At 61.4% G+C, this 6,703-nt stretch carries 8 protein-coding genes; all 8 read right to left on the bottom strand.

Annotated elements, in window-relative coordinates; translation table 11 throughout:
* Positions 1–289 precede the first annotated feature (289 nt).
* The 8 genes from AC1D06_RS34015 to AC1D06_RS33980 all read right to left on the bottom strand — a co-directional run bounded on the left by AC1D06_RS34015 (position 290) and on the right by AC1D06_RS33980 (position 6,703).
* Positions 290–943 (bottom strand): protein-L-isoaspartate(D-aspartate) O-methyltransferase, encoded by a 654-nt coding sequence (locus tag AC1D06_RS34015; RefSeq protein WP_477990216.1) that lies wholly within the window; start codon positions 941–943, stop codon positions 290–292.
* Positions 940–1,713: a 5'/3'-nucleotidase SurE gene (gene surE / locus AC1D06_RS34010; protein ID WP_477990215.1), complete on the bottom strand. Its 774-nt coding sequence runs from the start codon at positions 1,711–1,713 to the stop codon at positions 940–942. The genes AC1D06_RS34015 and surE overlap by 4 nt, the downstream gene beginning before the upstream one ends.
* Positions 1,714–1,715: 2 nt before the next feature.
* The gene (gene serS, locus AC1D06_RS34005; RefSeq protein WP_477990214.1) at positions 1,716–2,999 is read right to left on the bottom strand and encodes a serine--tRNA ligase; all 1,284 of its coding nucleotides are present in this window, start codon (positions 2,997–2,999) and stop codon (positions 1,716–1,718) included.
* Between the two features lie 107 nt (positions 3,000–3,106).
* Positions 3,107–3,907: a twin-arginine translocase subunit TatC gene (gene tatC, locus AC1D06_RS34000; protein WP_477878464.1), complete on the bottom strand. Its 801-nt coding sequence runs from the start codon at positions 3,905–3,907 to the stop codon at positions 3,107–3,109.
* Complete coding sequence (tatB, locus tag AC1D06_RS33995) at positions 3,904–4,734, bottom strand: Sec-independent protein translocase protein TatB (protein WP_477990213.1); 831 nt, start codon at positions 4,732–4,734, stop codon at positions 3,904–3,906. The genes tatC and tatB overlap by 4 nt, the downstream gene beginning before the upstream one ends.
* A 68-nt stretch (positions 4,735–4,802) precedes the next feature.
* Complete coding sequence (locus AC1D06_RS33990; protein ID WP_477878466.1) at positions 4,803–4,997, bottom strand: twin-arginine translocase TatA/TatE family subunit; 195 nt, start codon at positions 4,995–4,997, stop codon at positions 4,803–4,805.
* A 160-nt stretch (positions 4,998–5,157) separates the two neighbouring features.
* On the bottom strand, positions 5,158–5,880 hold the full coding sequence (gene scpB, locus AC1D06_RS33985; protein ID WP_477878467.1) for an SMC-Scp complex subunit ScpB: 723 nt from the start codon (positions 5,878–5,880) through the stop codon (positions 5,158–5,160).
* Entirely contained in the window at positions 5,843–6,703 is an 861-nt protein-coding gene (locus AC1D06_RS33980) for a segregation and condensation protein A (RefSeq protein WP_477878468.1), read from the bottom strand. The genes scpB and AC1D06_RS33980 overlap by 38 nt, the downstream gene beginning before the upstream one ends.

Below are 6,703 nucleotides of genomic sequence, written 5' to 3'. Positions count from 1 at the left end.
AGCTACAACTTGACGCCGCACCTGCAAGCAGGAGCGCCGTCACGACACGGAGTGGAGAGAGATTGGACTTTACAATTTCGAAGCTACGCATGACAGCAACCCAGCAACGCCTGAACTTGTATTCATTAAAGCGCGTTAGTGTTACCGGCCGGTTAATGGCACACAATAAACTCATAATATGCTGAAAAATGATAACCTTAACGGGAAGTTACCGGAAATCGGCGAGAGCGGCGGCGATCTGCCGATATGCCTGCAGGCGCTGGCGTGAGCCGTGTCCAGACCTATAGGACTACAGAATCTGCGCCACTTGCGGCACGATCGGCTGGAACGGCGTATCAAACAATTCCTCGCGCTCGAAGCGGCTGCCGGATTTCGTCAGCTTGACCATGCGTGCCACGCCAGCCTCGCTTATGACCGGCGCGATCATCACGCCGCCCGAAACCAATTGCTCGGCATAGACACGCGGCAAGGCGCTGAAAGCGGCGGTGACGAGGATGCGGTCGAAGGTGCCCTCACCGTGCAGGCCGGAACTGCCATCGGCCTGGCGGACGACGACATTGCGCAGCGACAGCTTGTCCATGCGCGCCTGGGCGAGCGTCACCAGTGTTTTGTAGCGGTCGACAGTCAGCACGCGCTCGACCAGCCGTCCAAGCACGGCAGCGGTAAAACCGGAACCGGTGCCGATTTCGAGCACACGATGGCTGGCCTTGAGCTTCATTGCATCAAGAATGGCCGCAGCAAGATCGGCGCCTTCGAGAATCGCGCCGCATTCAATCGGCAGGGTCCGCGATGTCCAGGCCTGGGCGAGGAATTCGGCCGGTACGAAAAAGTGCCGTGGCGTCTGCTCGATAGCGTTGAGCAAGTCGGCATTGACAACGCCTCGGGCACGCAGCCGGAGGCAGAGCGCCGCGAAACCTTCCCTGCCGCCGCGCCCCTGGTTCATGCCGGCTCTTTCGTCACGGCCTGCTGGATACGGTCAAGCAGGCTATAGTCTGTGAGGTCGAGCTTGAGCGGCGTCACCGAGATCTTGCCTTCCTTGAGCGCGAAGATGTCGGTGCCCTCGCGGAAATCTCCCTTGCGGCTGTCGAATTTCAGCCAGTAGTACGGCAGGCCGCGGCCGTCGCTGCGCTTTTCGACATTCATGCCGAAATCGAGCTTGCCCTGGGCAGTGACGGCAATGCCCTGAACGTCCGACGGCTGGCAATTGGGGAAGTTGACATTCATAAAAGTCCAGTCGGGCATGTCGACGTCCAGCAGCTTCTTCAGAAGTTGCGGCGCATAGGCCTCGACGACGTTCCACGGCACATGCCGCTCGCCTTCGAGATAGTTCGCCGCCTGCGACAATGCCAGCGAGCGGATGCCCTGCAGCGTGCCCTCGATAGCGCCGGCGATTGTGCCGGAATAGGTGACGTCATCGGCCATGTTGGCGCCGTTGTTGACGCCCGACAGGACGAGGTCAGGTTTCTTGTCGGTCATGATTTCCTTGACCGCCATGATGACGCAATCTGTCGGCGTGCCGCGCAGCGCATAGTGTTTTTCCGAGACCTGCCGCAAACGAAGCGGCTCAGACAAGGACAGCGAATGGGCCAGCCCGCTCTGGTCGGTTTCGGGCGCCACGATCCAGACATCGTCGGAAAGCGTGCGGGCGATCCGTTCGAGGACGGCGAGGCCCTCGGCATGGACACCATCGTCATTGGTCAGGAGGATGCGCATGATCAGGCGGCCTTCTCGACTTTTGTCATCCCTCCCATATAGGGGAGCAGAACATCCGGAATTGTGACCGAACCATCTTCGTTGAGATAATTTTCCAGCACAGCGATCAGCGCCCGGCCGACGGCCGTGCCCGAACCATTGAGCGTATGGACGAATTTGACGCCCTTTTCGGCGGGGTCGCGATAGCGCGCATTCATGCGGCGCGCCTGAAAATCGCCGCAGACCGAGCAGGACGAGATTTCGCGATAGGCGTTCTGGCCCGGCAGCCAGACCTCGATGTCATAGGTCTTCTGCGAGCCGAAACCCATGTCGCCAGTGCAGAGCGTCATGGTGCGGAAATGCAGGCCAAGCCGCTTGAGCACGGTCTCGGCGCATTCGGTCATCCGCTCATGCTCGGCAATCGAGCTTTCGGCGTCGGTGATCGAGACCAGCTCGACCTTGTAGAACTGGTGCTGGCGCAGCATGCCGCGCGTGTCGCGGCCGGCCGAACCGGCTTCCGAGCGGAAACACGGGGTCAGCGCGGTGAGCCGCAGAGGCAACTTGTCGCGATCGAGGATTTCCTCGCGCACGAGGTTGGTGAGCGGCACTTCTGCCGTCGGGATCAGCCAGCGACCGTCCGTGGTCCGGAACAGATCCTCGGCGAATTTCGGCAATTGGCCGGTGCCGAACATCGCATCATCGCGCACCATCAGCGGCGGCTGGACTTCGAGATAGCCGTGCTCCTGCGTGTGGATGTCGAGCATGAACTGGCCGATAGCACGCTCCAGCCGAGCGATCTGGCCCTTGAGCACAGTGAAGCGCGCGCCAGACAATTTGGCAGCACCTTCGAAATCCATCCAGCCGAGCGATTCGCCGATTTCGAAATGCTCCTTCGGCGGATGATTCCAGGTCGGCTTTTCGCCGCTCGTGCGCTTCACCACATTGTCGTGCTCATCCTTGCCGTCAGGGACATCGGCGAGCGGAATATTCGGAATGCGCGACAGGGCGTCGTTGAGTTCGGCGGTGAGCTGACGCTCTTCTTCCTCGGCGGCGGGCAAATCGACCTTGATCGCAGCCACTTCGGCCTTCAGTTTTTCGGCCAGCTCCATGTTTTTCTGGCCCATGGCAGCGCCAATTTCCTTCGAGGCGGCATTGCGGCGCGACTGCATCTCCTGCGCCTTCTGGGTGACGGCGCGGCGCTTCTCGTCGAGAGCGACCAGATGGGCGGCCTGGGGTTCGGCGCCGCGGCGCGCCAGCGCAGCATCGAGCGCTTCGGGATTGTCACGAATCCATTTGATATCGAGCATCGGAACACCATTGAACGGAGATGCGGGAATCCTGACGATTCCCGCTTTTGGAAGGTTTTGGCGCGAAGCCGGCCGAAACTCAAGCCGCAAACGCGCGAGCGATGATGTCAGGCAGAAGCCTGTTCTTCCGCCTCGCGTTGAGATCGGCCCTTTTCGATCATCCTGGCGGCGATGATGGCGATCTCGTAGAGCAGGATGGTCGGTATAGCGAGGCTGCATTGCGAGATCGGATCGGGCGGCGTCAACACCGCGGCGACAACGAAGGCGAGCACGATGGCATATTTGCGCTTGCTGGCGAGCGTCTTGGAGGTCAAGAGCTCAACACGGACGAGCAGCGAGGTAACCACAGGCAGCTGGAAGACCAGACCGAAGGAGAAGATCAGCATCATGATCAGGTCGAGATATTCCGACACCTTCGGCATGAGCTGGATCGCCACCTGCCCTTCGCCGCCGCTCTGCTGCATCTTCAGGAAGAACCACATCACCATCGGCGTGAAGAAGAAATAAACCAGGCAGCCGCCAAGGATGAACAGCAGTGGCGAGGCGATCAGGAACGGCAGGAATGCAGCGCGTTCGTTCTTGTAGAGCCCGGGGGCAACGAATTTATAAATCTGCGAAGCGATGACCGGGAAAGCAACGACAAGCGCGCTGAACATCGCCACCTTGATCTGAGTGAAGAAGAATTCCTGCGGTGCCGTGTAGATGAGCTCGGCGTCCTCGACCTTCATCCCAGACCAGATCACGGCCGTGCGATAGGGGATGACGAGCAGATTGAACAGCGGCTTGCCGAAATAGAAGCAGACGACGAAAGCGGCAAAGAACGCCACCACCGCCCAGATCAGACGGCGGCGCAGCTCGATCAGATGCTCGAGCAGCGGCTGCGGCTTGTCTTGCAGTTCTTCGGTCATGCGTCACCAGTAGTATCGGTCTTCTTGCGGGCGGCAGTCCGTTTCGGCTTCGCGGCTTCGGCTGGGGCCAAGTCAGGCGCGAATTCCGTCACCGCGGGCTTCTTCCGGCTCGCCGGCTTCTTGGCAACGGCTTCCGCCTCGACAGCCGCAGCCGCCGCTTCCTTGGTGCGTACAGGCGCCTTCTTCGTCTTCGGCTCTGCCGGGGTCGAAACGACGGCGAGTTCGGAGACGGTCTTTTTCGGGCGCGCGGTCTTCGGCTTGGCGGCTGGCGTTTCGGCGACCGACGGCGTCGGCATTGCCGCGGTAGCGACGACCGGCGCAGGTTTGGCGTCAACCGGCTTGTCTCCCACCGCAGGCGCTGCCGCGACCGGCGGCACGGCCGGCGTCATCAATGGCGCATCGACCGTAGCGGCCGACGGCAGAACCGAACTCGCTTCACTCGAAACAGCGGCATTGGCAGCCTCTTCGGCAGCAAGCTCGCTCTCGGTCTTCATGAAAGGCGCGTTGTACGAGGTTTTGGCGTCGTCGGAGGCCTTTTGCAGGTCGGACTTGATATCCTGGCCAAGCTGGCGGATCGGGTTGATCGCGTCGCGCAACGTGTTGGTTGGATTGAGCTTGCTGACTTCGCTCAGACCGCTGCGGACATCATCAAGGTCTGCTTCGCGCAGCGCCTGGTCGAACTGTCCCTTGAATTCATTGGCCATCCCGCGCAACCGTGCGGCCATCCGGCCGAACGTGCGCAGCATGGGCGGCAGGTCCTTCGGACCTACGACGATAATCAGAACGAGCGCGATAACAAGAATCTCGCTCCAGCCGACGTCAAACATGTCGCACGCTTCCTGCAACCGTGCGCGGCACGCATCTCACGCGCCGACGCCCGGGCCGTAAATCCAGTTTATTTCACTTCGTCGACTTTATGTTCAACCGAAGGGGACTTCGCATCGGCCGTGTCATCCTCGGCCATGCCCTTCTTGAAGTTCTTGATGCCCTTGGCAACGTCGCCCATCAAGTCCGGAATCTTGCCGCGGCCGAAGAAGATCAGGACCACGGCCAGGACGATCAGCCAATGCCATACGCTTAAAGAACCCATGCTCAGATACTCCCAATTTCGCTCACGGACCTGATTTAGTCACTTATTGTGGCGATTTCAAACCTCAATGTGACGAGACCGTTAAAGGAAACGGCCACGGGTCGCAATGCTTTTGGTCGATTTGCCGGGATTTCTCCAAGGCCATGCTTAAAAGCGTGGATCACTCTTCCTCGCCGCCGCCCGGCATCAGTAGGCCGAGTTCCTCGATATCAAGCTGCGTGATCGGATCCTCGTCGGGCGCCAGAGCCTCTTCGTCGTGCGGCAAGGGCACCGAGAGGTTTGATGGAATTCGCCCGGAAAGCATGCCGGTCGCCTTGAGCTCTTCGAGGCCCGGCAGGTCGCGGATATCCTCCAGGCCGAAATGGTCGAGAAAATCGCGTGTCGTGCCGAAGGTGACGGGGCGACCGGGAGTCCGACGACGACCGCGGAATTTCACCCAACCGGCCTCCAGAAGAACGTCGAGCGTGCCCTTGTTGGTCGAGACGCCGCGGATATCCTCGATCTCGGCGCGCGTCGCAGGCTGATGGTAGGCAATGATCGACAGCACTTCCAGCGCGGCGCGGGAGAGCTTTTTCACCTCCTGCCCGTCCTGCCTGAGCGCGAAAGAGAGATCCGAGGCGGTGCGGAAGGCCCAATGACCTTCGACTCGCACCAGATTGACGCCGCGGGTGCGGTAGAGCAGGCGCAGTGCGGTGAGGATGGCCGTCAGGTCAGTGTCCGCCGGCAGCCGTTCGGCGAGATAATTCTCGGAAACCGGCTCGGCGGAGGCGAAAATCAATGCTTCGACGGTTCTGGCTTCGTGGGAATTGAGGATGGTGGCGAAGTCTGGGGCGGCATCCGGCGCATCAGTCAAGGCCGGCCTCCATGGCGGCAATGTCCTCATCGGTCACAGGATTGGCGCCGGTGCGCATATAGATCGGCGTGAAGGCGCCCTGCTGGCGGATTTCGACCCGCCCTTCCCGCACCAGTTCCAGCGTCGCGGCGAAGCTGCTGGCGACTGCCGTTGCCCGCTCTTCCGGATCGGTCATGTAACGCAGCAGGAAGTTATCGAGCGCCGTCCATTCGTCCAGCGCACCGACAAGGCGCGCCAGCATCAGCCGCGCCTCGGCCAGCGACCAGACGCGCCGGCGGGCAATCGTGACATTCGTCACCGCCTGGCGCTGCCGGAGGGAGCCGTAGGCGGACAGCAGGTCGATGAGATTGGCGTCATAGGCGGAGCGGCGTTCCTCGACGACAATTTCGGGCGCGCCTCGGGCGAAAAAATCACGTCCCAGCCGGTCGCGGTTGACAAGCCGATTTGCAGCCTCGCGGATCGCCTCCAGGCGCCTTAGGCGGAAGGCCAGCGTCGCCGCCATCTCCTCGCCAGAGGGGCCATCGTCGCGGGGCGGCGCCGGGATCAAAAGGCGCGACTTGAGGTAGGCGAGCCAGGCCGCCATGACGAGATAATCGGCGGCAAGTTCCAGCCTCAGCCGGCGGGCGCTTTCGATGAAGGCTAGATATTGCTCGGCAAGCGCCAGCACGGAAATACGGGCGAGATCGACTTTCTGGTTGCGGGCGAGATGCAACAGCAGGTCCAGCGGGCCTTCGAAGCCGCCGACATCGATCACCAGCGCTGGTTCGGCCTCGGTATTGACACGCTCCGGCGTCTCGCCCCACAGCCTTTCGAGCGGGGCGACAGGCGGGTTCTGGGAGCCGGTCGCCGCCAT

It is taken from the genome of Rhizobium sp. P2_G2 (assembly GCF_056403555.1).
Note: the sequence above shows the minus strand (reverse complement) of the source record. Positions and strands in the feature narration are given on the sequence as shown.

What these genes read in the sequence shown, in the direction of transcription:
- serS (WP_477990214.1), bottom strand. Translation starts at nt 2,999, where the DNA reads ATGCTCGATATCAAATGGATTCGTGACAATCCCGAAGCGCTCGATGCT.
- surE (WP_477990215.1), bottom strand. Translation starts at nt 1,713, where the DNA reads ATGCGCATCCTCCTGACCAATGACGATGGTGTCCATGCCGAGGGCCTC.
- tatB (WP_477990213.1), bottom strand. Translation starts at nt 4,734, where the DNA reads ATGTTTGACGTCGGCTGGAGCGAGATTCTTGTTATCGCGCTCGTTCTG.
- tatC (WP_477878464.1), bottom strand. Translation starts at nt 3,907, where the DNA reads ATGACCGAAGAACTGCAAGACAAGCCGCAGCCGCTGCTCGAGCATCTG.
- AC1D06_RS34015 (WP_477990216.1), bottom strand. Translation starts at nt 943, where the DNA reads ATGAACCAGGGGCGCGGCGGCAGGGAAGGTTTCGCGGCGCTCTGCCTC.
- AC1D06_RS33990 (WP_477878466.1), bottom strand. Translation starts at nt 4,997, where the DNA reads ATGGGTTCTTTAAGCGTATGGCATTGGCTGATCGTCCTGGCCGTGGTC.
- AC1D06_RS33980 (WP_477878468.1), bottom strand. Translation starts at nt 6,703, where the DNA reads ATGGCGGCGACCGGCTCCCAGAACCCGCCTGTCGCCCCGCTCGAAAGG.
- scpB (WP_477878467.1), bottom strand. Translation starts at nt 5,880, where the DNA reads ATGAGGACATTGCCGCCATGGAGGCCGGCCTTGACTGATGCGCCGGAT.